The sequence below is a fragment of the Streptomyces lavendofoliae genome (genome assembly GCF_014649735.1).
In the GTDB taxonomy this organism is placed as follows: Bacteria; Actinomycetota; Actinomycetes; order Streptomycetales; family Streptomycetaceae; genus Streptomyces; species Streptomyces lavendofoliae.
In genome coordinates this window covers 52,662-76,355 of record NZ_BMTP01000021.1, presented here as the reverse complement: position 1 = coordinate 76,355, position 23,694 = coordinate 52,662, and the positions used below count along the sequence as shown (strand labels likewise).

The following is a 23,694-nucleotide window of genomic DNA, read 5'->3' as shown; positions in this document are numbered from 1 at the left end:
CGACGAGCCTGACTTTCGCTGCCGGCGGGCGAGCATCTCGTCCTCTCCCCCGCACGATGGCCCGGCCGCCGCAGGCGGGCTAACAGCGGGGCCTGTTCTCATTGAGCACGATCGGCGGGCGGAGCGCACCGTCCAACGGGCTGCAAGGTTCGGCGTTCGCCGCTGAGGCCTATCCGCGCGCCGCGCGGCCCCGGGCGGCTGGGCGCCGCTGTCCGTGTCGGGTGGTTACGAGCAGCCCCTGTGCCGTCGCCGTTCGGCGGCGGCCTGTATCGCCGCCGTCGTCAGGTCCCGCGTCGGACTCTGGCTACGGCTGGCCGCCTACCGGCGCCGCAACGTCGTCGAACGCTGCTTCCACCGCCTCAAGCAATGGCGCGGCATCGCCACCCGCTACGACAAACGTCCCGACCGCTACCTCGCCGCCATCACCCTCGCCAGCACCCTCATCTGGCTCGACACGTGATCGACAAGACGCCCCCTAGTCCGAACCCAGGACGAGATCGAGCAGGCCGGGGAACCGCTCGTTGAACTCCGGTCGGCGCAGGCGGTTGAGCCGCTTGGGCCCGGCGTCCCGCTGTTCCAGGAGCCCGGCCTCGCGCAGAACGGCGAAGTGCCGACTGAGCGTCGCCTTGGTCACCGGTACGTCGAAACTCCCGCACGATCGCTCCCACTCGCCGGCTTCGGCCAGCTCACGTACGAGGGTGCGCCGGACGGGGTCGGCGAGCGCGAGCAGGGCGTTCTCCAGGGGCACGTCCTGTGGGTGCCTGTGCACCGGCGGCACACGGTGGCTGGTGGTGGCCGTTGCCGGCCGGTTCGCGGGGCGTCCGTCTCCGGACGCGCCCTCCGCGTGCGCTGCTCTCATGGCCGGTGCTCCGTCCCGTTCGTCTCGTGGCCGACCTGCCGGGCCGGATTGCCGAGTGTTCGATGAGATGCGTACACTCCTGAGTGTTCGCTCCACGACGAACAGTCTACGGGATCCGCGCGCAGCGCGTTGAGGTCCCGCCCCTCCCACACTCCCGCCTCCATGCCCCCCGCCGCATCGACGAAAGGACAAGCGTGAATCGCCAACAACCCCCCACGCCGGGCCGGCCGGGTCTGACTCTCTTCGCCGCCTGCCTGGGCTTCGTGGTCGTCATCCTCGACGTCAGCGTGGTCAACGTCGCGACCAAGGCCCTGGCCGGCGACTTCGGTGGCAGCCTCTCCGGCCTCGAGTGGGTCATCAACGGGTACACGCTCACCTTCGCCGCCTTCCTGCTGACGGCCGGCGCCATGGGGGACCGCTTCGACCCCAAGCACATCTTCATCTGGGGTTTTGTTCTCTTCGCCGTCACGTCCCTGGCCTGCGGGGCCGCTCCCTCGCTGGTCGCCCTGATCGCCGCCCGCGTCGCCCAGGGCATCGGCGCCGCCATGATCGTGCCGTCCTCCCTGTCCCTGGTGAACACCAACTTCCCCGACCCCGCCCGGCGCACCCGCGCGGTCAGTCTGTGGGCCGCCGCCGGCGGCCTCGCACTGGCCGTCGGCCCGGTCGTCGGCGGAGTGCTCGTGGACTGGCTCGGCTGGCGCTCCATCTTCTACGTCAACGTCCCCATCGCTCTCGCCGGCACCGTGCTCATCCGGCTGTACGCGCTGCCCGCACCCGCCCGCGACCGATCAGTGCGCCGCTCGCTCGACCTGCCAGGCCAGTTGCTCGCCGTCGTCGGCCTGGGCACCCTGACCGCCGCGATCGTTGAGGCGAACGCCCAGGGATGGAACTCCCCGCTCGTCCTCGGCTGCGCGGCGGTCTTCCTCATCTCACTGTTCACCTTCATCGCCGCCGAGCGGCGCAGTTCCGACCCGATGCTGCCGCTGCACCTGTTCGGCCGGAAGGCCTTCAGCTCCACCTCGCTCATCGGCGTCCTGCTGAACTTCGCCTTCTACGGCCTCATTTTCGTCTTCAGTCTCTTCTTTCAGCAGGTCTGGTCATACTCCCCGATCACCGCCGGACTCGCCTTCCTGCCGATGACCGCCGCGATCATGGCCGCCAATCTCTCCTGCGGGCCGCTGGTCAAGCGGTACGGAGCACGCACGGTGCTGCTCACCGGCAACACTCTGGCCGCCGTCGGCTACCTGGCCACCGTCCCGGTCGTCGGATCCGAGTCGTACTCCGCGATGGCCGTCCAGTTCCTCGTCGCGGGCTTCGGCATCGGCCTCGTCGTGCCCTCCATGACCACCGCGATGCTCAACGCGGTGGACCCTGCCAACGCCGGCATTGCGTCCGGTGTCCTCAACGCCTCCCGCCAGCTCGGCGGGCTGATCGGCGTCGCCGTGATGGGCCTGCTCGTCGGGCAGGCGACCTCGGGCCACTTCCTGTCCGGTCTGCGCGCCGCCCTCGTGGCCGCCGTCGTGGCCCTCGCCGTCAGCGCCGTAATGAGCGCGACCGGCATCCGGGGCGCGGGCGGCCCCGACCCTTCCCCGACCGCGGCCGGCCGTCCCGCCCGCGCCGCCGGCACGGCCGGGACGCGCTGACACCACGCTCCCCCTTACGGAAGGAACGCCATGCCCCACCTCGTCCTCGAGTGCTCGGCAAACGCCCGCGCCCCCCTTCGACCCTGCGGCCGTCTTCACCCGGCTCCACACGGAACTGGCCGCCGTCGCGGGATTCCGCGTCCAGCACTTCACGAGCCGAGCAGCCGTCCGCATGGAGACGTACGCCATCGGCGCCGACGATCACGAACAGTCCTTCGTCAACCCCGACGTGCCGGGCGAGTCACTGCTGGTCCGCCCGGGCTTAGGTCGGACAGTACAGCGGCTGGCGGATCGATGAGGACGGAACTCTGCTGGGTCACTCTTCGAACCTTCCGCAGATCCTGGTGCGAGATGTGCTCGGCTTCACGCTCGATGGCGGCGCGGTCACCCGTGCCCGGTCCGAGACTGGTCAAGCCACGGTCCCGAGCCGATAATCACGCCTACAGCGACCCATCGGATGCGCTCTTCGAACTTATCGACACCCTCAAGCTGATCCCGGCGCTGAGGAAGATCTGGAAGACCTGATGGACGACGGTCCCGGCTCCATCCCGTTCTCCAACGGCTTCGGCCTCACTCTGGAAGTGGAGCGCGGGGGTGAAGATCCTCATTGGACAGCCACCTTCACCTTGTCGAAGGAAGAGTGGTTGGCCACCCTTACAGTGCGCTGTGAGTGGGACGCTCTCCGAGTCCCCTACGAGGATCCCGACCTCTTCCCTGCCTATGTACTCACGTCCGACGAGGCCTTTGACCGAAACATCCCCACCGAATGGGCACTGGCCGCCTGGGTCATCGACCACATGTGGCCTCACGAAGCCAAAGTGCCCGTATGGCAATCACTCCCACGCTCGCTCCAGCTCAGCCGCTCTACGGCTCCCAGCCGGTGAGCTGGTGGCGGAATCCGTCGTTGAATCGGTCCATCAGGATGTCTCCCCCAGCTTTCAGGATGTGCGGCCCATGGACTCCCACGGCGGCCAGCAGGTCTGATGCGAGGGCACAGGCCACGACAACTGCTTCCCCGACGCGTTGGAGGAGTTCGACGCCGCGCTTGCCGGCCGGGGCAGGGAAAGTCCGGGTCGTCGTCCCGGGCTGGCACAGCGCCTCAAGGCTGGCGATGACCCGCAGGTGCTTCTCGAACGCCTCCCGTTCACCGCATGGTCGTCGTCGACCGGGGCCGCCGGCAACGTCGTCTGAGGCCCCATGCGTCGTCGACGAGGTCGCAGTCGACGGCCGGAGCCGGGGCGTGACCGAGGGTTCGACGGGTACACGCGGTCACACACCACGAAGCGTCAGCGCACCACCGAGGAAGTAGGTCCAACCATGATGATCGCCGGAATCATCGCCGTCTGCGTCGTACTCGCCGTTCTGGCGTTCTTCCTGCCCCGCCTCTCCAAGCACCCCGAGCGCGGTACTCAGAAGACCCTCGGCCTGGGTTCCCGCGCGGGCGGCAAGGCCCCCGGCCCGCTGGGCCGCCTCTTCAGCAAGCCGTTCAGCAGCAGCTCGAAGGCGGTCGGCAAGAGTGGCTCGGCCGGCCGCCGCATGCGGGGCCACATGCCCTTCTGACCCCGCGTCCCACTCGGCCCGGCCCGCAATCCCCTCGCGGCCGGGCCGCGGTGTGTCTGCAAGGGCGAGCAGCAGAGTCTGCCCGCGCTGCGCGAACTCCTCGATCGGCTGACGGTAACCCCGGACCTGCGGCAAGAAGCCGGGCAGCCCGGACGGCAACCCCGCCACCGGCAGCACCACCGCCTGCAGCTGGAACACCGCCGCCGACGGCACCACCTACACCTGCTGACCCATCGAGCGCGGGTCCGGGGAGGACGCTGAGCGACCTCCACACGATGCTGAACGTCGGCGGCAGGGAACGCACCCGCCCGGACTTCGACGAGGTGTACCGCCGGGCGACCCTGCGCGTCACGTCGGTCACCCCGCCCGCTGGCGCCGCCACGTACTCCCTGATCGAGGCCGTGGCCCACGGGGTTCCTGCAGGCGCCTAACCGCCGCGCTGGGACGGGGGATCCTCACTTCCAGTCGAGCGTGCGCCAAGGGCTGGCCGGGTCCGCGTTCAGGACGCGATGGGTCGCCAGGACGGTCTCGTACCACTCGCCGAACTCCTCCTCGTCGAAGTGGAGGCAGCGGCCCAGGGCGTAGGCGGCCGAGAAGTCCTCCCACGAGCGGTGGTTGACCTGCACGAGACGCCCGGCCCGGACCACGGCCGCCTCCGCCTCCGCCTCCGCCTCCTGCAGCGAGCACAGCCGGGCGGCGAGCCCCCAGCGGGCCATGCCCGAGGCCCGGCCGTAGTCCCAGGCCTCGACGCTCCGCACGAAACCCCCTTCCGGCAGCAGGCCGTCGGCACGGAGCGGCGCCTCGTAGAGGGCGATACGGCCGATCAGCCGCTTGAGACCGGTCACCTGCCCCTCCAGTTCCTCCGTGCCGACGGTGCTGCCCGGGGTGACGCCGTCCGCCCTCAGGCGGGGTTCGGCGGCGGCCTCGGCCCGCCGGCGCACCACGTTCGCCGCAGCCCGGCGCCAGTGGTCGATGTCGACGGGACCCGCGAAGTCCAGGACCATGGAGCGGCGGATTTGCAGGACGAGCTCCCACGGTCCGCCAACCATCGCGGCGCGCAGCAGCCGTTCCTGCGTCTCCTGCCATTCCGGGCGGGCGGTGACGCCCTACCAGCGTTCCAGCGCGCGCTTCTCGCCGCGTAGCCGCAGCCGTGGTAGGCCATCGAATTCCAGTAGCGCCCGTTGCGCACGTTGATGTGCGCGCCGACCGCGAGACCGAAGGCGACGGGGCCGGTGCGGGGGCCGCCCACCTCCAGGGTGTGGACGACATCCTGGGCCAGCCCCGGCCGTTCGACCGGGGCGGAGTGACGCCGCCACAGGGCCCGCCCCTGCGGCCCGGCCGGCAGGACGCCCTCGCACGGGCTGCCGGGGTTGACGACGAGGTAGGGGGGTCGTCCTGGTTCCACACTTCCGCGAACCAGCCCAGGTCGTAGCAGTTGTAGACCGGGTCGGCGACCGGCGGCGGCAGCATGCCGCCGGTGTAGACGGCCACGCACATGCCCTGGGTCTGCGGGTTCCAGTACGGGTGGAAGCGGGTGCTGCCCGCGCTCGCGTCGGTGTACGCCCGCCGCGACTGCATCATGTACCGGTCCGCGCGGGCGACGAGGTCGCCGGTCTTCTGCTCGGGCACGGTCTGGTCCTGCTCCTGGTCCCGGCGGATCGCGCCCGGCCAGGCGTGCTCACAGTCGATCTCGTGCCGCAGGTCGCAGTCCCCGCACAGTGTCGGTCGGGGCTCTTGCAGCCGTACGGGTGCGGGTGGGAGTCCTTCGGAGTGCCCCAGTCCGTCGCCTGTGCCGCCTCCCACCGTTCGTCAATGAACTTCGCGTCGCAGCCGGTGCAGACGGGACGACGGGCCTCCCGCTCGGCTGCCTGCTTCGCCGCCTGCTCCTGGGCCGCCCGCCGCACCTGTGCCTGGTACTCCTCCTGCCGGAACCTGGCCTCCTTCCGGGCACGGGCGTCGGCCGCCTTACGACGGGGATTGCCGATCGCCTCCCGCAGGGGCCGCATGTGGTCGCGGCCAAGGCGGAGGAACACCGGTCCGTCCGGACCGTGCTCACGCAGGTTCTCCATGCCGGTCGTGATGATCGCAATCCTCACGTCGTAAACGTGGAAGCCCGTGTACCGCTGCCCCTGCCACAGGTGCCGGGTCAGCCCTTGCAGGCGCGGGACGGTGTGGTTGGGGTTGCGCTCGCCGAGGCGGTTGAACACCAGCAGGACGGGCGGGAACGGCGCGTCGCCGGACCAGGTGTCCGGAGCGCTCCAGCGGGTGCGCCACATCGGGCGCTCACGGCCGTCGGTGTCCTTCGCCTTCCGCCGGAAGAACCGGGCGTACTTCTCCAGCTTGTTGGCGAGCTCCTCCGCGGTCTCGTGGCAGTTGTCGGCCGAGATGAACGTCAGCGGCACACCGTCCTGCGGGGCGGTCAGGACGATGTCGGCCTGGGCGCCGCCCTTGCCGGGCGCCTTCCAGGTGCCGGTGGCGGGCAGCGACACCTCGGTCCAGTACGAGGCGATGGTGCCGATGCCCTCCGGTACGTCGACGGCGGCCTGGACGTGCGGCGGGTCGACGGTGGCCATGTTCGGCTTCGGGCACAGCATCGCGAGCACGGTCTCGTTGCCGGCCATCGGGTGGGAGGCCCCGCTGGAGCCCGCGCCCCGCGCGGTGAAGGCCCGGCTCGGCAGTTCCTCGGCTGCCTACTGCTGTTCGCGGTTTTCGGTGTCGGCTTCGTCCTGCTCATCACCTACGGCAGCTGAGAGGAACACACCAGGTCGCTGGCGCTCTGGTGTCCGAGCCGAGGTCCTGAGGCCCTGGGACGCGCAATCGCACAACTCGCAGGCCCAGTCGCCAACTGAAGCGCTCAGTCGTAACTTGTGACTCAGCTCCTGAGTTGGCCAGTTGAGCGTGTGGGCGGGCAGGGTAGCTGCCGGTACGCTCGGGCTCCGCGCCTGGTGCTGGTGCAGTGCCCCGACCCCTCATCGGAACGGGCCGTTGTCGGCGAAGGCGTGCGCGGCGAAGCGTTTGCCCATCCGGCGGTAGGCGGCGGCGGTGGGGTGCAGGCCGTCGACAAGCTCATCCACCTCGTCCGGGCCGAGCAGTTCACGTCCGTCGAGGTAGTGCAGGTGGGGATCGCGCACTCCTCGGGCCGCCACGATTCGGGACAGTTCGTCACGGACCACCTTCAGTGACAATGCCCCACGGGTCACGTCGGCCGGGTCGCCCAGGGCAGTGATTTTCCCGTCCGGGCCCATCGCGGTCGGGCCGGGAGTCTCTTCAAATGCCGGGCAGTGCACCGGAGACATCAGCAGCAGCGGGGTGTCCGGGTGGCCCTCCCGGATCGTGTCCAGGAATCCGTGCACCGCCGGGCCGAACGTCCGCAACCGGAAGGTGGCCAGGCCCACGATGTTGATGCCTACCTTGAGGCTGATCAGATCGGCGGGCATGTCGCGGATCGTCCGGGCGACATAAGGATCCAGCATGGCGTTGCCCGCCTGACTGAGATTGATCACCTCCACTCCCCCGAGCGAAGCCGCCACCACCGGCCAGGTGCCGGTCGGACCATCGGCTTCGAGACAGTGGCTGATGGAACTGCCGTGGTGCACCCAGCGGCGCCGACCGTCCGGCAGCGGTGCCAGCACCTCGCCGTCAGCGCGTAGTGCCACCAGTTCCGTGGGGGTCTGCTGCGGCAGCCACAGCTCGACGTTCTTCATGCCGGCCGGCAGCCCGGCGAACCGTACGGTCCCCGGCTCCCCCGGGACCACTCGCTGCACGGCCCCGGGGCCCGCCATCCGCACCACATTGCCCACCGGTGCCCGCCGACGCCCGAAGTGGGCACCGTCCACCAGCAGTTCCAGCATCCCGGTCGGGCGGGGTCGGGGATCGGTGTCGAGCTGCCCTGTGGAGGTGAGTACCTCGAACTCCAGCTCACGCGCATCGGTACGGAACACCAGCCGCACCCCCGAAGGCATCACCGTCACCCCGTAGACCGACGGGTCCTGGTACTGCTCCTTGGTCCACCCGGGCAACCGGCGAGGCATCACCCCCGCCTGCGTCCGCTCCAAGTCCAGCGCCCCCCGCAACTCCACCGGCCCGCCCATCAGCGGAAACGCCCGCATCTCCACAGTCACCGCTCCCCAACGCTCTCAAGCCCGGATGCGTGTACGCACCCGCGAGTTCTCCCACCGCCACCCTGACACACGAACACGCTTCAAAACCTCTGGACCCGCGTCACCGAGGCGGACTGGATTGGACTAGCGTGGATCGCGCACCGTCCGCCGGTGCTCGCTGTGCGGGGAGTCCGTCCACTCACTGGGACGTTGCCACCAGGCCCGTCTCATAGGCCAGGATCACCAACTGCACTCGGTCACGGGCATTGAGCTTGGCGAGCAGGCGGGTCAGGTAGGTCTTGGCGGTGGCGATGCTGATGGAGAGCTCGCCTGCGATCTCCGTATTGGACAGGCCCCTGCCGACGAGGGTGAGCACCTCGCGTTCCCGGGCGGTGATGCGGTCGAGCTCCGAACGCCGCGGCGGTGACGCCGCGGGTCGGGTGGTGAACTCTTTGATCAGCCGGCGTGTAACGGCTGGTGCGATCAGAGCGTCCCCGGCGGCAACGATCCGGATTGCGGCGAGGATGTCGTCCAGGGCCATGTCCTTGACGAGGAATCCGGAGGCGCCGGCGTGCAGCGCACCGTAGACGTAGTCGTCGTCGTCGAAGGTCGTGAGGACGACGACGCGTGTGGAGCCGGTGCCCGCCGTGATCAGCCGGGTGGCCTCGATGCCGTCCATGCCGGGCATCCGGAGGTCCATCACGACGACGTCGGGGGCGAGTTCCTCCGTCAGTCGTACCGCTTCCGTGCCGTCTTCTGCCTCGCCCACCACCTCGATGTCCGCGATGTCGGTGATGACCATCTGCAGGGCGGCCCGGACCAGGGGCTGGTCGTCGGTGAGCACGACACGGATGGTCATCTGGATCCCGTCCTTGCTTCTGCCTCGGTCCCTGCCGGTACCGGGAGTCTGGCCGCTACCAGGAAGCCGCCCCCGGCACGGGGCCCGGCCGTGAAATCGCCGTGCAGCAGGGCGGCCCGCTCGCGCATGCCGATCAGGCCGTATCCGGTGTCCGTGCTGGTGCCGCCGCCTTTCCCTCGGTCCGAGACCTCGACGGCGAGTTCGTCCGCGCGATAGTCGAGGCGCACCTGGCAGGAATCGGCACCCGAGTGCCGTACGGCGTTGGTCACCGACTCCTGGACGATCCGGAACGCCGCGAGGTCGATGTCGGCCGGCAGTGGGCGGCGCCTGCCCTGCCACCGCACCTCCACGCGGACTCCGGCGGCCGTGGCCGTCGCGGCGAGCTGTTCCACGTTCGCCAGGCCGGCGGCCGGTCGCAGGGGCGCCGGCGCGTGCGCGCGGCCTTGGCGTTCCTCATCCTGGTCGGCCTGGCGCAGCGCGCCGAGCATCCTTCGCAGCCCGGACAGCGTCTCGCGGCCGGCCATCTCCACGGTGAGCATCGCCTCGCGGGCTTTGGCCGGCTGGGTTTCGATGACCCGGGCCGCGGCGCCGGCCTGCAAGGCGATGATGCCGATGCTGTGGGCGACGGTGTCGTGCATCTCGCGGGCGATGCGCAGCCGTTCGGCGGTGACGGCCTCGGCTGCGGCCCGGGCGTACAACTCTGCGGTGTGGGAACGGGCCTGATGCGACGAATGACCGATGAGCCAGGCGATGACCACGGTCAGGGCCACGAACGGCTCCTGCGCGATGCTGGAATCGCCGCCCGTGATCAACCGCAGGACGAGGTAGCCGGCGAGTGTGCCGAGCGCTGCGGCGGCCGCGGTGAGCGAGCTCCGCCGAGGCCGGGTGGCTGCGAGGTAGCAAAGGGCGATATCCACGGCCAGGAACTGCGTGGGGGGAATCTCATCCTGACGCCAGGCCACCGTCGAGATGACCGTACCGACGATCACCAGACTGTACGCCGCGGAGGTCCTGCGGCGCAGCACCGCGCTGCCGGCCAGGGTCAGCACGAAGGCGACGGCGAGCAGCGCCTGGGCTCCGAGCGAGTCGAGCCCGTCCTGAGGGTAGTCGAGCGAGTACGTCGGCACTTGCGGCATCACTACGTACTCAACGATGGGTGCCACTGCTGCCGCGTACCACGCCAGTGCCGTCCACAGGCCCGGCGGTATGCGTTTGAGCAGCGGCAACGGCAGCGGCGATGAGGCGGACATGCATTGATCGTAAGCACTCGTATCTGACGGCGCATCCGACCGCGGCCGTACAACCAGGGTTGACCCCCGTCCTGTCCGATTGTCATCGGTGGTCCGATTACGGGCGGGGTCGCCCACCGGCACCGTGGTCCCCGTGATCGAAGTCAACGAGCTCACGAAGCGATACGGCGGCACGACGGCCGTCAAAGACCTGACCTTCACCGTGCGGCCCGGCCTGATAACCGGGTTTCTCGGTCCGAACGGCGCCGGCAAGAGCACCACGCTGCGGATGATCCTCGGCTTGCATGAGCCCACCAGCGGCACGGTCACCGTGGACGGCCGTTCCTTTCGCGACCGCCCCCGTGGCCTGCGTCTCGTCGGCTCCCTTCTCGACGCGCACGATGTGCACGGCGGGCGCAGCGCGGTGGCGCAGTTGTCCGCCCTGGCCCGCAGCAACCGCATTCCGCAGCGTCGGGTGGAGGAGGTGCTGCGGGAGGTCGGCCTCGCCGAGGTCGCCCGGCGCCGCATCGGCGGATTCTCGCTCGGCATGAAGCAGCGGCTCGGCATCGCTTCCGCCCTGCTCGGTGACCCACCGGTACTGCTCTTTGACGAGCCGCTCAACGGCCTCGACCCGGAAGGCGTGAAGTGGGTGCGTGACCTGTTCAGGCGTCTCGCCGCCGAGGGCCGCACGGTGTTCGTCTCCAGCCATCTCATGTCCGAGATGGAGCACACCGCCGACCAGCTGATCGTCATCGGCCGCGGTGAGCTGATCGCGGCGGAAAGCCTCACCGAGTTCTCCGCTCGCGGCACTGGGCAGAGCGTCACGGTGTGTACGCCCGCCGCTGCCGCCCTGAGAAATCTGCTGACGGCCGAGGGCGCGGCCGTGGACACGGCGGGCGACCTGCTCGCCGTGACCGGTGTGACCGCGGTCCGGATCGGTGAGATCGCCATGGAGCACCGTATTCCGCTGCATCACCTCAGCACCCGGTCCGCCTCATTGGAAGAGGCGTTCATGGAGCTCACCGCCGACAGCGTGCAATACCTGGCAGGAGACCCTCAGTGACCACGACGTACGCTCCCGTTGGCGGACTTGGCGCCGACGAACCCCGTGCCCGCTTTTACGACCTGGTGGCCGCCGAGTGGATCAAGCTTCGGTCGCTGCGCTCGACCTGGATCGCGTACGGGGCCACCTTCCTGGCCGTCATCGCGTTCAACGCGGGGACCGCCTACGACACCTATAACTACTGGCCGGAGCGGAGCGCGGCGGACCGGGCCGACTACGTCCGGGCCGGAATTCCGCTGCAGGAGGCGTTTACGGCGAACTCCGCCATGGTCATGATGCTCGCTCTCGGTGCCATCGGTGCCCTCGCGATCATCGGCGAGTACAGCACGGGCACCATTCGTACGACGTTCGCGGCCGTTCCGGACCGCCGTTCGGTGATGGCCGCCAAGACAGTGGTCGTCACCGCGGTCGCCACCGTCTTCGGCTCGATCGTCGCGGTGGCCTCGTTCGGCCTGACGCAGGCGATCCTCGACGGCCGGGACGCAGGCATATCGATGAGCTACCCGGGCGCCCTGCGTGTCGTCATGGCGTCCGCCCTCCTTGCGCCCGTGTGCGCGGTCGTCGGCATGGCCATCGGCTCAGTCATCAGGCACACTTCGGCCACCATGATCGCCGCAGTGGCGGTCATCCTCGTGCTGCCCATCGTCTTCACCGAGGGCCGCCACTGGTCGGCGGTCGCCGGCCACGCCACGCTGTATCAGGCGTGGTTGCGGCTCGTGGAGGTCGACCCCCGCCAGACCGACTTCCCGTGGACGACCGGCGGAGCCTGGACCGTCTACGCGGTGTGGGCGCTCACCGCAGCCGTGCTCGCCGTCACCAGCGCACAACGGCGCGACCAGTGAGAGGGCCGGTCGGCCAACTGCCCGGCCGACGGCGAGGGCCGCACCCTGTGGGTCGATGCCCTACGACCCGGGCGTATGCATGACGCGGCCGCAGCCCGTACCGCTGGCATCAGCGGACATCAGCGGATGCTTCGACCACTTCGACCAGGTGCACGTGCTTCTCGACGACGGCTACCTCGGACTGAGCAAGGACCACCGCGGCCAGGCCCTGACCCAGCCGCGCAAGCTACGGCCGGGCGCGACACGCCCCTTCCTCGAGTACAACGAACGCCAGCGGCACGAGCACTCCTCCCAGCGCATCACCGTCGAACACGCCCTCGCCGACCACAAACGCTGGAAACAGCTTCAGCGCTTCACCCACCGCCGCGACTGCCTCCCCGACACCTACCAGGCCATCGCAACGCTGGTATCCGAGAACGGTCTACCGGCGCCGCAATGAAGTGGAGCGGACCATCAACCGGCTCAAGGCTTTTCCGAGCCATCGCTACGCGCTACGACAAGAAAGCGTACGTCTTCCACGCGACGGTCACCGTCGCCGCGATCAGGCTATGGCTCGGACCTGAACTCCAATCGGACACCATTAGGTGTGCCGTCTCATGAGGGTGGTGCCCCGGCGTCGATCACTGGCTCTCCGGCCGGACTTCGGGGCCGACCCGCTCGGCGATGAGCCGCCGATAGTTCGGGCACTGGGTGACGTCCTCATACTCGCAGTTCAGACCGCCCTCGATCAGCTCCAATGAGGTCTGGGCTGCCGCGATTCTCGACCGGAGCTCTTCGGCCACGGGACGCAAAATCTTGTACCGGGCAGTGCGGTCGACGGTTGCGGACAAGCTCCCGATGGTGTTCAGGGCAAGGCCGGCCTCCTTCAGGATGAGGATCGTAGCCACGCGGGTGAGATCGTCCGCACCGTAGCGGCGGCGCCCGCCAGCGTCCCGTCCGGGGTGCAGCAGACCCATCGTCTCCCAATGTCGCAGCACGTGCGTGGCCAGGCCGAACCGTGCCGCAAGAGCGCCGATGCTCAACGTGCCGGCGCCGCCGTTTTCGCTTGACTTCATGCTGACATTAAGTCGCAGCATGACGTCCATGTTCAAGAATCAGGAAGCGGTGGAAGAGCACCGCGACACCGAAGCACTGCTGGCCGTCCTCGACTCTGCGGACCAGGTGCCAAGCGCCGTCCGTCTGCGGGCCCGCTCCTACGAACTGCTGTCTCTCGTCCCTGGCTCGACCGTCGTGGACGTCGGCTGCGGCGCCGGGCGAGCCGTCGCCGAGCTGGCCGAACGCGGCGTCCACGCGGTGGGCGTGGATCCCAGCCAGCGGATGCTGGCGGCGGCCCGCCAGCGGTGGCCGGAGTCCGAGTTCCGGGAAGCGGGGGCGGAGAATCTGCCGTTCGCCGACGGAAGCGTGCGAGGCTACCGTGCCGACAAGGTCTTCCACGTACTCCAGGAGCCAGGGCGCGCGGTGGCGGAGGCACGACGGGTCCTCTGCCCGGGCGGCAGGATCGTCTTGGTCGGTCAGGACTGGGACGCCATCATGATCGACTCGGATGACGCGGCGCTCACCCGCAGGATCGTGCACGCCCGCGCCGACCTCCTGGGCACACCCCGCGCCGGCCGCCAGTACCGCAGCCTGCTCCTGGCCGGCGGCTTCGACGATGTCACAGTCGAGGCGCACACCAGTGTGTTCACCGACCCCGCGATGCTGTCGCTGCTCGCGAGGCTCGCCGAGCCGGCCTGCGCCAGCGGGGCTGTCAGCCGTGACCAGGCGGACAAGTGGCTCGCCGAGCAGCGCCGACGCGCCGAGGCCGACCGCTTCCTCATCGCCCTTCCGTTTTTCGTGGCCTCCGCTTCCGCTTGAGTGCTCCCCGACCCGCTGCGTCCGAAGCCGTTCGAGAACTTCGTGGAAACAACGTTTCTCACCTTCGGCGGCAACATCATCGAAGCGGGCACAGACTCCTACCGGCTGGCAACCACCCGTGCGCGCGCTGAACAACAGCCGGTCAGCTGAACCGCTCCTGAGGACTTGGTCTCTGTCGCCAACGAGCTCTAAGGTCGGTCGACCCAACGTCTTCCAACTGGAAGTGTTCATGCCTCGCCGGTCACCGGGCGAGATCAGGACGCAGTCCCGCAACGCCGAACGCACCATCGGCGGGCACCGTGATCCGCGGACTGTCCGCCTCGGCAAACAGGCAGATCGCCGCCTTCGAACGAAGCCACAGCCTCCCCGCGGGTGAAGTCGCACACGTGTTCCGCTGCTGGAATACGTCTGTCCGCCGGCCACGCGGAGGCCTCGAGCCGTTCTACGAACGCGATGACACAGACCTCCGCAGTGGCGATTTCCACGTCCGCACTCTGCTGGAGATCACACTCCATGCTTTGAGGTCCCAGGCACGACGCGAGCTCAGCGCAGTAATCGGTCCCGCAGGCGAACGCGTGCTTGACCGCACGCTCAACAATCCCTTCGCGCCCCAAAACCTCTTCTGGTGGATGCGTCGAATCGTTGTCTGAACCTCCAGCCGTTCCTGGTTCTGACCGACATCTCCAGGCACCTCAGGCCAGCAACGCCGCCAGCACTGACCGACATTCGTTCTTCGTTTCCACCTACGCAGCCAGCGGGCCATGGCCAACACCGCCTTCGGCACACCCGACGACCTCGACCGCACACTCAGCCGGGAGTTACGCAGGATCCAGCTCCGGCCACACCTGATCGACGGCTGCCTCACCGCCACCGGCCTGCCCCTCGCGCCACCGACCCCACCCTGAGAACCTCAATAGGCGGCATGGTGGCGGGGGACTGCGACGCCGACGACTGTGAACGGGGCGGTAAGCAGGGCGTACTGCTCGGCTGGGAGCGTGGCGGGTTTCCGAACGGCCCTGGCTGCGATCACGCAGACGGACTTGGCGTCCGAGTGGAGTCCCGCGCGGTATGCATTGAGTTCCTTCACTTCGGGGAAGCAGCGCCGACCTTACGGCGTGGTCGAGCTCGGAGTTTTCTGATGCGGAGAGCCGGAGGGCACGGCTTGCCTCACGGCCACCCTGCCGACGCCGGCTGACGGCGTGGTCGAACGCGGCGGCGAGAGTCTGGGGCGGCAGAGCCGCGACCGTTGCTATGAATCGAGCCGTGGCGGCATCCACAACTAGCTCCTTCTTCAGAATGCGGAAGGTTTAGGGCAAGCGCCAAGCAGGTGACGCCACCAGGCACTCTGCCTTGCCCGTGAGAAGGTACGTTCCGGTTGGAACGAAGGGGAGTGGAACATGGACGTCCATCGCCTGGCACGCATAGCAGCGACGCTCTTTGGGGAGCTCGGCACTGCTGGAGCGCTCACGGTACGGGAGTTGCCCGACGGACTCGGAATCTGTGTGTGGCCAGCCGGCACCCGGGGTGGAGGAAGCATCCTCGTGGGGTGCGACGAGTCGGTTCTGTTCGTGGGATCCGCGATAGGGTTCGACGCCGATCTCGCCGCTTTCCGTCAGGGCAGGCGCACTCCCGCCGAACGCTTCCGGGGCGAGCCCGACAAGGCGACTGCACACAAGCCCGTTGAGTAGCGGGGCGTGGGCGACCGCTACGAACGGACAAAAGACGTCCCTCGTGTCGGCGGTGATGACCGCTTCACCACAGAGTCCGTGTTCGTCGCAATCACCGGATTCTGAATCGCATGACGTCCGACCTGCCATGGCACCTGTCAGGAGCTGGCCGACGCCGCGGGTCGAGGCCCGCTATTCGGGCTCGGTTTCGACAATCCTGACGTCCTCGGCGACCGGGTCCTCCATGACCCTGGACATGTAGCGTTCGGCGCCGACAACGTCATAGGTGTCGTATGACGCCATCGAGCTGCCCTCGTAGGTCCACTCCACGCGGTACCGCTCTGCCACCTGGCTTCCCTCCCACTCGTCTACCCGCCGGAGCGCTGTCCGACTCGAACCGTACCCCGCCCGTCGTTTGCACCCCACACGACGTATGCTCGGCCTCACATGTCACAACCACCCCCCTCCTTGCATCCGTCCCGGCCTGGCCGGGCCTTGCGCTCACGGTTCCGTGCGACGGATTCCAGGGCCGCCTGGTATAGAAGTGCCTCTGACGCGACGAGCGCGACACTAGGAGAGTGGGGCAGCGGAAGCGCCTCCGCGTCCGACGCGCCCTTTGAACACCGGCGGGGCGGTGCAGCTGCTTGTACCGCCCCGCTCAGCATGTGGGCAGCTACGCCTGCCGGGCGGCTGAACCTTCGCCCTGTACAAGGCTGCGGGTGCACCTCCGAAAAACTCGCAGGTGTGGTGACCAGCCCCTGCGACCCCTCAAGCAGAGCAAGTCACGCAGCGGGGTGCCCACGTGTGCCCAGGTGTGCAGCCGGTCGCGGTCGATCCAGTGCACGCGGTGCTGGTCTCCCCAGCGCTTGGCGTCGCGTGTGAAGCCACCGTTGGTGACCACGACGGCGATGTCCGCTCCGTGGACGGGGCCGGCGGTGCCCTTGACCTGATACATGACGTGTGAGCCGACTTTGGCCGCCACTTTGGTGTGCTTGGCCTGGATGACGATCCGGCCGTACCGGGGGTGCTGGCCGATGACGTCGGCGGCCTGATCTCCCTGCTGGCCGACTCGGCGGGCCGTCCAGCCATCCCGTATCAGCAGGTCCCTGAGTGCGAACTCGAACTGGACGTCGCTCAGCGCGTCGACCTCGACGAGGGTCAGGCGTAGACGTGCCAGACTCGCAGCACGTGCCCGGGCCGCCCGTGCCGAGCGCACCGCCCGGCCACCCGCAAGGACCACAGCTGCGCCGGCGAGCAGGGCGAGGGCGGGCCAGGCCTGGACGGCGGCTGTCCTGGCGGCGACAGCGGTCTTCACCAGCAGCGCCGCTGCTGCGACGGCGACGACTGCGGCCGCGGCCCACTCCCCCGGGTCCTGGGGCATGCGCGGCCTGAGCTGCCGCCTCGTCATCAGCGTGACGCCGGCTGCGAGAGGGAGGGGGCCGGCGAGTGCGCCGGGGTATCGGTGGACTCACCGAACCCGACGACCTGTCCCCACAGCCAGACGCCAGCGACGATCGCAGCGATGCTCCAGCCGCTCATTTTCTTCCGGCCGGGAGCTGGCTTGCGCCTGAGATAGCTGCGAACCCGGACGTAGCCCTCCGGTACCTTGCCCGCCATGTTTGCCCTCCCCATTTAGCGCGCGAGCCACAGGTACGGCTCACTTCCTGTCATTGGGTGTAGCAGCGGGCACTGACACAACCAGCGGAACGATCAGCTGCCGGGTCCTGTCCAGAGCGAGAAATAGACACCCTCACATGCGGCGTTCGATGCCGTGCCTGCACACGCCGCTCACCTGGTCTGGGTTCTGGTCACGCCGGCGGAAGCCAACCGTTGTTGGCGGAGATGTGCCGGCTCGTGGCCAGAACGGGCATGCATCAGGGTGCCTACGGCCGCGATGAACGGCGGGATCGAGCGCTCCTGTTCGACATAGAACCATCGGGGCACTGCCACGGAGCCCTCCATGAGGGCGATGTGATTTCCTCGCCGGCCTCAGCCCTCGCCACCTGGGTTCTTACGGGCGGGAGCGGGACTATGACCGGGGCCGCCACGTCCGGATCTCAAGGTGGATGATGAGCGCGTCGGGGTGGATACGGCCGGTCTCGACGAGCCATTGGTGGATGGCGCCGGTGACGTCTCCTGCGGTCTGGTCGGTGCGGCGGGCGAAGTCTGTCGCACCGAATCCTCCGGTGGCGGAGGAGCGGTCGACACCGCGAGCGGCAAGGCCTACGGGTGGTGGTGCCTGGGCGGTGACATGGCGCAGGTCCGGTGGGGTCCTATCGATCTACCGGCTCTGGAGTCGGGTCGTCCGGATGGCGATCTGTCCCAGCTGGTCGTTCGCGATCCGGATTTTACGCCCGCCGTCGCGGCGAATGTTCTGCCGGAGGGCCGTCCGCGGCTGCGCACCGCGGTCGTACAACCGCGACCGGTCTACGGCAGCCATACACACCGCGACGTGCGCATCATGGCCTGTGGCACCGCAGCCGAGCACCGTGGCCGGTTCGCCGGACCGGGGCGGTCCGCAGCCGTCCGCGGCGGCCGGCCCCAGTCCTTCGCACAGGTCGCGATCAGCAGCAGCCCGCGCCCGCCCTCTTCCTGGCTGGTCACCGGGAGCCCCCGACGCCGCGAGGCCCGCACCAGCCGGGTGCGGGCCTCGGAGGCGCACGGGGTGCCGGACCGTTCCCGGCTCCCGCTCAGCGCTTGACGGACTTGGCGGGCTTCGCGGGCGCGGGCTTCTTCGCCGGGGCCGGCTTCTTCTTCGCCGCCTCGTCCTTGGCACGCGCCTCGTACTGGCCGATGTCCAGGAAGTGGCGCAGCTCGTCCGCCGTGCCCTTCAGCGCCTTGGCCGCCGCGGCCTTGACCGCGGGACCGCCCGCCGCCTGGATGCGGGTGGCACGGGCGCGGTCGTCCGCGAGGCGCGCGGCGTGCTGGCCGGTGTCCAGGAAGGCCTGGATGGCCTGCGCGGTGCCGGCCTCCAGGGCCTGCCGGGCCTTCTCCTTGACCGTCGGTCCGCCCAGGCCGATGATCTGCGCGACGCGCACCCGGTCGTCCTGGAGACGCGCCGCGTACTGCCCGGTGTTCAGGAAGTACCGCACATCGGCCGCCGTGCCGTCCAGCGCCTTGCTGCCCGCCTCCTTCACGCCGCGGCCGCCCCGGTGCATGATCTGGGCGACGAGCACCCTGTCGTCCTCGTACTGCGCCCGGTACTGGCCGGACTCCAGGAAGTCGACGATGTCCTGCGGGGTGCCCTTCAGCGCCTTCTTGGCGGCTTCCTTCACCGCGGGGCCGCCCCTGCTGAAGATCTGCGACACCCTCACCTCGTCGTCGACGAGGCGCTCCTCGTACTGTCCGGACTCCAGGAACGTCCGCATCTCCTCGGGTGTGCCGTTCAGCGCCTTCTGCGCCGCCTCGCGCACACCCGGCCCGGTGTAGGGGTTGGCCAGCATCTTGAGGATCGCGGCGCGGTCCTTCTCGGCGGGGGTCGGCTCCGAGGGCGAGGAGGACGGCGCCGGAGCGGCCGGCGTCCCACCGTCGGCGGCGATCGCCGGGACGGCGAACAGGAGCGCGGGGGTGATGGCCACCGCCGCGACCATGGCCGGCACGCGGGTCAGCTTCATGTGCACCTACCAAATCTTGGAAATGATCTTCACATCATCTTCGAGTACGCGTTGATCTTGTGCGAATTCCGGTGCCGGGTCAAACGGGTTGTCAGGCCAGCGGCACCCGAGCATGCGCCGTACCGGCCGGAAGGCACCCGGCCGGGTACGGCCCGCATGGTCACCGACGGACGCCGACGGGGGCGACGGCCCGTCAGTCCACGAGGTGCCGCACGGCACCGACCACGTGCGGGCCGTGCCCGAACGCCGCGCTGAGGCGCTCCAGCCACTCGTACGCCGCCGGAGACAGGCGCGAGCAGAACGGACCGGTGGCGCAGAGCAGGAAGCGGAACGCCAGTTCCGGACACACCGTCTCGGCGCAGCGCACGAGCGCCTGCCGTGTCGGGACCAGCGGGGCGAAGCTCCACGGCTGCCGCTGGTCGAGCACGCCTACCATGTCGACGACCTCCGCCGTCATCCGCCGGTGCTCGACCGCAGCCGCGCTCGTTCCGTCCGGCACGCACGCGGGGTACGTCGCACAGGAGTCCGGTGAGGCGCCGCGGGACCGCGCGAGGGGGACGACGAAGGACAGCACCTCCTGGAGCCACTCCCGCTCCTTGCCCGGGGTCCCCGGAGCGCCGAGCGATATGTCCGTGGCGTACCACAGCAGGCCGATCTCCTCGCCGCTGAGGCCGGAATCCCTCAGTCGCAGGAGGTCCTCGATGAGCAGGAGGAGGGACGTCGGGTCGCCCTGCGTGCCGTACCGCTGGGCGATGTGGTCCAGCGCGCTGTCGGCGTAGTTGCTCCAGTCGCGGTGGAAGGACGTGCCCAGGTCGGTCGCTCCGAAGTCCGATGCCAGGTGGTCCCGTACGGCCAAGGGGTCGTGCATGGGTCGCTCCCTTACAGCGGGTAGGCGGTCAGGACGTAGAAGCCGCCGGGCTTGTGGCCCTTCTTGATGGCCAGCGTCACCTTGAAGCGGTTGCTGGTGGTGGAGCTGTAGTTGCCCAGGTGGTCCATGCTGTCACCCAGCGACCCGGTGCCGTACGTACCGGTGAGGGTGAGCTGCTGCTTCCCGTTGGGCTTGCCGGCTTCCGCGACCCACTTCCTGATCTCCTCCCCCTTGTCGGCGACGAGCTGGTTGACCGCCTTCTGCGCGAGGTCGGCGCTGGCCCAGCGGGAGTTCGGTGTGGGCCGGCCGACCTTCCGGGTCTTCTTGACGGCCAGGGCCTTCATCTGGTCCCGGGTGACGTTGACGTGCTCGTCCAGGGTGTGCGCGACGCCCGGGAACAGGCGCTCGGCGCGGGCCAGGTCGGTGCAGTTGTGGACGAGGACGTCCTCGCCGCCGACCCGGACGTAATAGCTGTCGATGCCGCTGACGTCGAGGTCGTACGTGTCGTGCCGCTCGCCGGAGCGGTCGATGGCGGTGACCGTCACGGACGTGCCCTCGGGGGTGCGCAGGCGGTCGCCGGGCCGCAGCTCGCCGGCCGGCACCCAGCTCGCGCGCTCGGGCAGCCAGTACCGGTGGTTCTCGGTGGAGGTGACGGTGCCCTGCCGGCGGGCGTCCCCCTCCCCTGCGGCCACGGTCAGGCGGACGAACACCTTGTCCGTGTACGAGGAGGTGAAGGGCACCGACTGCACCGGTCGCGGCAGGGTCAGCTCGGCGTCACCGCCCGGGTCGGTGGCCAGGACGAGGTCACCGGCGCGAACGTCCTCGATCGGCGTGTGCGAGCCGTCGGCCATCAGCACCGGCGTACCAGCCGGGAAGCTGTTGCACTCGAAGACCGCGTCACCCTTGCGTGCGCCCTTGATGTCGTCCGGGACGAGCTTGCCGCCGAGCTTGAGCCAGCGCAGCACGGCCAGGGAGCCGAGGCCCCGGTCGAACCCGCTCACGTGCTCGCCGGTCACCAGGTCCTTGCCGGTGACGGCCTCCACGATGCCCTTGCCGTCCCCGATGCCGGGCAGCAGGCCGAGCAGGATCGACATCCGGCGCTGCCGCTCCTCGTCGTCCAGGCCGGAGGAGCCGTCGCTCCAGGTCTTGCCCAGGTCGGAGAAGTCGAACTCGAAGGCGGGCACTTCGCGCAGGCCCTCGGCGGCCTTCTTGATGGCGGGGACGACCTTGTTCATGTCGTCGACGGCCGTGTTGGCCTCGCCGATGCCCTGGTTGAGCTGGTCCATGCCCTTGTTGGCCTTGGCGATGGACTTGTTCATGTCGTCGAGCGAGCGGTTGATGTCGTCAACGGCGTCATTCATCGTGTTCAGGCCGCGGTTCATCTGCGCGAAGCCGGCGTTGATGTCGTCGAGGGCCTTGTTGATGCCGTCGAGGCTGCCCTTGACGCTGTTGACGGCGGCCTGGAACTTCGGGTCGCCGACGATCTTCGCCAGCATCAGGACCAGCTGGATCAGCATCATCGTCAGCTGGATCATGACCAGGATGGTCTCGATCGTCTCCAACACGTCCCGGATCAGCTTGTCGATGTCGGCCTGCGCGCCCGCAGCGACCTCGCGGATCTGGTCCTCGACCTTCTTGCGGTACTCGGGGTCCGCGATGGTGGTCGGATCCTGCTTGAAGGCGTCCTTGAGCTTCTGGAGCCCGGCGACCTCCTTCTTCACCGTGCCGAAGTGGTCGACGGTGTCCTTGTGGAGGTAGTGGATGCCGTACGCGAACATGCCGATGCCCGCGCCGACCTTGACGGCCTTCCCGGCGAAGTCCCGGTAGCAGGCGGGCTTCTCCAGGAGCGGCAGCTTGCCGCAGCCGGAGACGGCGGCGGTGCCCTTGACGATGGAGGCGAGCCGGTCGCCGTCGAGCTCCGCCTCCGCGCGGGCGAGCTTCTGCTCGGCGGCGGCGACCTGGATGCTCTGTGCGGCGACCGCGCTCTCCTTGCCCATGCCGAGCGTCACGAAGAGGCTGAGCAGGAGCAGGAAGGAGACGGCCCTGATTCTCGAATGGTGGTACATGTACGTCCCGTGCCGGAGGGCGCGGCACCACCGGATGGTCGGTCCGGCGCGCCCGGCGCCCTGTGTTCCCCCAGGGGGACGGGACGCGTCGTGGACGCGGTGACCCCCCGATTACCGACGAGTAGCTTAATGCCTCGGCGACACCGCGTGATCACCCGGGGCGGACGTCCGGGCTCCACGCGAAAATGCCGCCGCGTCCGGGTGAGTGCGGCGGCGGTGCTCTCGGAAGCGCTGCGCGCGGTGCCCCTCGCTTTCGAGCCCTGGGAACAGCCAGGCCTCCCGACCGATGCCGGGGCCGAGTCTTCGACGGCCCCCACCGCGACGTGAGCGAAACGCTCGCCGAGCAGACCGAGAACGGGAGCCGGAGCGCCCCCCTGTGGGCATGGCGCCACAGCGCCCGAGTGCAACACGCTTTAGACGGCCGCGTCGCCGTACGCCCGGCGTTTCAGTGGCGTCGTCGACTGAAGACGACAAGCGGAGCCGGTGGAGGAGGCAGGTGTGAGGATGGAGGTGGTCGGTCGGGAGCAGACGCACGTGCGCGCCGCCGTGCATCGGGCGGCGTTCGACGGGTCGACGTTCGCGGACGAGCGCTGGCACGCGATGGCCGCCGGGTCGCCGTACGCCGAGCCCCGGAGTCTGGTCGCCCACGACCGCCGGGGCAGCGCGGAGGCGGCCGGTGACGGTGTGGTCAGCCGGCCCGGGGAAGCCGGGGTTGCTCGAACCGATGGGCGTGCACCGGGAACATCGGCGTCGCGGCTACGGCAGGGCGATCACCGTCAGCCGCTGCGACCGCGCTCCGGGAGCTGGGCTCGTCCTCTGCGATCGCCTGCACCCCGGGCTCGAATGCCGGTGCTGTCGCCGCCCACAGGTCGGCCGGCTTCGAGCAGCAGCCTGAGGCCCGGGACGTGTACCGGGACGCCCGAGGGGTGTCCCGCCGGCCGTCGTCACGAGCAGGGTCCACAGGCCCGAGGTCGTAGTCGACGACCCTCTACGGAGTGCCTCTCGAAGAACACCCGGACATGTGACTCCACAGCCTCCGCGGCCAGCCCCCCCCCCCCCGTCACTCACCGCGGATCATCCCCGACCGCGATCGGCAGCCCCCGACAGCTCACTCAGCGTCATGAGGCTGCCTGGCTGCGTCAGGTCCGCATACGCGGCACCCGCCCCGGCCCCCCTCGCTGCACCACGACGTCGCGCACCGGACACCCCAGACAGCTCACGCGGATTCCGCACCATCTACGCAAACGCGGGATCGCACTCACCATCCCCGAGAGACGACCAGCACGGCTGACCACCGGGCTTCGACCGCGACACCTACCGCCGCCGCGACACCGTCGACCATTGCGCGGCACCGCGACCAGGTATGAGAAGACCGCCACTTCCTACGAAGCAGCGGTCACTCTGGCGTCGCTCCTGCTCTGGGCAAGGTCGCTTTGCAGCGGGCCCTAAGGCAAGGAGCGCACCGGGCTC

General features: G+C 69.3%; 20 protein-coding genes and 6 pseudogenes. 14 read left to right on the top strand and 12 right to left on the bottom strand.

Annotation, left to right across the window (positions count from 1 at the left end; genetic code table 11):
- Positions 1–313: 313 nt before the first annotated feature.
- A pseudogene (locus IE109_RS33465) lies at positions 314–460 on the top strand (transposase); the annotation flags it as partial.
- A 15-nt stretch (positions 461–475) separates the two neighbouring features.
- Here the strand turns inward: IE109_RS33465 and IE109_RS29705 are convergent.
- The gene (locus tag IE109_RS29705; RefSeq protein WP_189554454.1) at positions 476–859 is read right to left on the bottom strand and encodes an ArsR/SmtB family transcription factor; all 384 of its coding nucleotides are present in this window, start codon (positions 857–859) and stop codon (positions 476–478) included.
- 194 nt (positions 860–1,053) lie between these two features.
- Here IE109_RS29705 and IE109_RS29700 point away from each other — a divergent pair, with 194 nt between their 5' ends.
- From IE109_RS29700 to IE109_RS29685, 4 genes are all read left to right on the top strand, one after another.
- Positions 1,054–2,502, top strand: a complete 1,449-nt coding sequence (locus IE109_RS29700; RefSeq protein WP_189554453.1) for an MFS transporter — start codon at positions 1,054–1,056, stop codon at positions 2,500–2,502.
- A gap of 524 nt (positions 2,503–3,026) precedes the next feature.
- Positions 3,027–3,386, top strand: a complete 360-nt coding sequence (locus tag IE109_RS29695) for a hypothetical protein (RefSeq protein ID WP_189554452.1) — start codon at positions 3,027–3,029, stop codon at positions 3,384–3,386.
- 433 nt (positions 3,387–3,819) lie between these two features.
- The gene (locus IE109_RS29690; RefSeq protein ID WP_189554451.1) at positions 3,820–4,062 is read left to right on the top strand and encodes a DUF6411 family protein; all 243 of its coding nucleotides are present in this window, start codon (positions 3,820–3,822) and stop codon (positions 4,060–4,062) included.
- A gap of 275 nt (positions 4,063–4,337) precedes the next feature.
- Entirely contained in the window at positions 4,338–4,493 is a 156-nt protein-coding gene (locus tag IE109_RS29685; RefSeq protein ID WP_189554450.1) for a hypothetical protein, read from the top strand.
- 24 nt (positions 4,494–4,517) lie between these two features.
- Here the strand turns inward: IE109_RS29685 and IE109_RS33460 are convergent, their stop codons facing one another.
- The 5 genes from IE109_RS33460 to IE109_RS29660 all read right to left on the bottom strand — a co-directional run bounded on the left by IE109_RS33460 (position 4,518) and on the right by IE109_RS29660 (position 10,271).
- Positions 4,518–5,111, bottom strand: a complete 594-nt coding sequence (locus IE109_RS33460; protein WP_229891708.1) for a DUF1266 domain-containing protein — start codon at positions 5,109–5,111, stop codon at positions 4,518–4,520.
- 528 nt (positions 5,112–5,639) lie between these two features.
- Entirely contained in the window at positions 5,640–6,683 is a 1,044-nt protein-coding gene (locus tag IE109_RS29675; protein ID WP_189554449.1) for a hypothetical protein, read from the bottom strand.
- 348 nt (positions 6,684–7,031) lie between these two features.
- A complete protein-coding gene (locus tag IE109_RS29670) occupies positions 7,032–8,171 on the bottom strand; it encodes a GDSL-type esterase/lipase family protein (protein WP_189554467.1) in 1,140 nt (379 codons plus the stop codon).
- Between the two features lie 190 nt (positions 8,172–8,361).
- Complete coding sequence (locus IE109_RS29665; protein WP_189554448.1) at positions 8,362–9,021, bottom strand: response regulator; 660 nt, start codon at positions 9,019–9,021, stop codon at positions 8,362–8,364.
- Entirely contained in the window at positions 9,018–10,271 is a 1,254-nt protein-coding gene (locus tag IE109_RS29660) for a sensor histidine kinase (RefSeq protein WP_189554447.1), read from the bottom strand. The genes IE109_RS29665 and IE109_RS29660 overlap by 4 nt, the downstream gene beginning before the upstream one ends.
- Before the next feature lie 133 nt (positions 10,272–10,404).
- On the opposite strand from IE109_RS29660, the gene IE109_RS29655 reads away from it, so the two are divergent.
- From IE109_RS29655 to IE109_RS34155, 4 genes and pseudogenes are all read left to right on the top strand, one after another.
- Complete coding sequence (locus IE109_RS29655) at positions 10,405–11,313, top strand: ABC transporter ATP-binding protein (RefSeq protein ID WP_189554446.1); 909 nt, start codon at positions 10,405–10,407, stop codon at positions 11,311–11,313.
- Positions 11,310–12,155 (top strand): ABC transporter permease subunit, encoded by an 846-nt coding sequence (locus tag IE109_RS29650; protein WP_189554445.1) that lies wholly within the window; start codon positions 11,310–11,312, stop codon positions 12,153–12,155. Before IE109_RS29655 ends, IE109_RS29650 begins: the two co-directional genes overlap by 4 nt.
- 24 nt (positions 12,156–12,179) lie before the next feature.
- Positions 12,180–12,594 (top strand): annotated as a pseudogene (locus tag IE109_RS29645) (transposase family protein); the annotation flags it as partial.
- A pseudogene (locus IE109_RS34155) lies at positions 12,575–12,755 on the top strand (hypothetical protein); the annotation flags it as partial. The pseudogenes IE109_RS29645 and IE109_RS34155, both read left to right, overlap by 20 nt.
- Positions 12,756–12,775: 20 nt before the next feature.
- Here the strand turns inward: IE109_RS34155 and IE109_RS29635 are convergent.
- The gene (locus IE109_RS29635; RefSeq protein WP_189554466.1) at positions 12,776–13,210 is read right to left on the bottom strand and encodes a MerR family transcriptional regulator; all 435 of its coding nucleotides are present in this window, start codon (positions 13,208–13,210) and stop codon (positions 12,776–12,778) included.
- 28 nt (positions 13,211–13,238) lie between these two features.
- On the opposite strand from IE109_RS29635, the gene IE109_RS29630 reads away from it, so the two are divergent.
- The 3 genes and pseudogenes from IE109_RS29630 to IE109_RS29620 form a co-directional block, all read left to right on the top strand.
- Positions 13,239–14,009 (top strand): methyltransferase domain-containing protein, encoded by a 771-nt coding sequence (locus IE109_RS29630; protein WP_189554444.1) that lies wholly within the window; start codon positions 13,239–13,241, stop codon positions 14,007–14,009.
- A 57-nt stretch (positions 14,010–14,066) separates the two neighbouring features.
- A pseudogene (locus IE109_RS29625) lies at positions 14,067–14,159 on the top strand (IS21-like element helper ATPase IstB); the annotation flags it as partial.
- A gap of 602 nt (positions 14,160–14,761) precedes the next feature.
- A pseudogene (locus IE109_RS29620) lies at positions 14,762–14,914 on the top strand (IS630 family transposase); the annotation flags it as partial.
- 954 nt (positions 14,915–15,868) lie between these two features.
- On the opposite strand, the gene IE109_RS29615 reads toward IE109_RS29620, so the two are convergent.
- Together IE109_RS29615 and IE109_RS29610 are read right to left on the bottom strand one after the other, a co-directional pair.
- Positions 15,869–16,024: a hypothetical protein gene (locus IE109_RS29615; RefSeq protein WP_189554442.1), complete on the bottom strand. Its 156-nt coding sequence runs from the start codon at positions 16,022–16,024 to the stop codon at positions 15,869–15,871.
- 325 nt (positions 16,025–16,349) lie between these two features.
- Positions 16,350–17,084: a restriction endonuclease gene (locus IE109_RS29610; protein WP_189554441.1), complete on the bottom strand. Its 735-nt coding sequence runs from the start codon at positions 17,082–17,084 to the stop codon at positions 16,350–16,352.
- 654 nt (positions 17,085–17,738) lie between these two features.
- Here IE109_RS29610 and IE109_RS29605 point away from each other — a divergent pair.
- On the top strand, positions 17,739–18,377 hold the full coding sequence (locus tag IE109_RS29605; protein WP_189554440.1) for a hypothetical protein: 639 nt from the start codon (positions 17,739–17,741) through the stop codon (positions 18,375–18,377).
- Here IE109_RS29605 and IE109_RS29600 read toward each other — a convergent pair.
- From IE109_RS29600 to IE109_RS29590, 3 genes are all read right to left on the bottom strand, one after another.
- Complete coding sequence (locus IE109_RS29600) at positions 18,367–19,290, bottom strand: ALF repeat-containing protein (protein ID WP_229891715.1); 924 nt, start codon at positions 19,288–19,290, stop codon at positions 18,367–18,369. The genes IE109_RS29605 and IE109_RS29600 overlap by 11 nt on opposite strands.
- Before the next feature lie 193 nt (positions 19,291–19,483).
- Positions 19,484–20,158, bottom strand: a complete 675-nt coding sequence (locus IE109_RS29595) for a hypothetical protein (RefSeq protein WP_189554438.1) — start codon at positions 20,156–20,158, stop codon at positions 19,484–19,486.
- 11 nt (positions 20,159–20,169) lie between these two features.
- The gene (locus tag IE109_RS29590) at positions 20,170–22,224 is read right to left on the bottom strand and encodes a pre-toxin TG domain-containing protein (RefSeq protein WP_189554437.1); all 2,055 of its coding nucleotides are present in this window, start codon (positions 22,222–22,224) and stop codon (positions 20,170–20,172) included.
- Between the two features lie 477 nt (positions 22,225–22,701).
- On the opposite strand from IE109_RS29590, the pseudogene IE109_RS33455 reads away from it, so the two are divergent.
- Positions 22,702–23,201: pseudogene (locus IE109_RS33455) on the top strand (GNAT family N-acetyltransferase); the annotation flags it as partial.
- Between the last annotated feature and the right edge of the window lie 493 nt (positions 23,202–23,694).